The sequence below is a fragment of the Mesorhizobium caraganae genome (assembly GCF_016836705.1).
GTDB classification, from domain to species: domain Bacteria; phylum Pseudomonadota; class Alphaproteobacteria; order Rhizobiales; family Rhizobiaceae; genus Mesorhizobium; species Mesorhizobium caraganae.
In genome coordinates this window covers 1-485 of sequence record NZ_JAFCGY010000121.1, presented here as the reverse complement: position 1 = coordinate 485, position 485 = coordinate 1, and the positions used below count along the sequence as shown (strand labels likewise).

Genomic DNA, 485 nt, shown 5'->3' with positions numbered 1-485 from the left:
ACGCCATGCTGAAGAACGCGGCGAACCCGTAGGCGACGAAATAGCCGATCACGATCGCCGCGAACGCGCGCGCCGCGACTTCGCCGCGATAGCGCCACGACAGCGCCGCGCGCGGCTTGCGTGCCGATGCGCGCGGATCGGGGCCGGCGGTCGCGACGGCCGTGGGGGCGGAGCTTTGCGTCATGGCGGCTTGGGCGGTGAGAACGGCCGGCGGCGTCCTGCCGGGAGCCGGAACGTCTGGAACGGGCACGGAGCAAGGGACAGCCGTGGATCGGATCGGGTGGCGCGGCCGGGCGGGATCGCCCGCCCCGGGCGCGCCGGTCCCGCTCAGTCTAGTTGGCAATAGTTCTCATTTGCAAACCAGGACCGGCCAGCCAATCCGCCAAACCGACACCGCGCAGACGCCGCAACGTGTTACAGATGCGCACACCGGCAAAGGCGCGGACCGGCTACGATCCGCCACGCCTGCCTGCCCCCACTCCCCC

The 485-nt window shown here is 71.3% G+C and carries 1 protein-coding gene; it reads right to left on the bottom strand.

Annotated features, from left to right (window positions below; genetic code table 11):
* The coding region (locus JQK88_RS35560) for a hypothetical protein (protein ID WP_203281253.1) at window positions 1-184 on the bottom strand (184 nt) is incomplete at its 3' end.
* Between the last annotated feature and the right edge of the window lie 301 nt (window positions 185-485).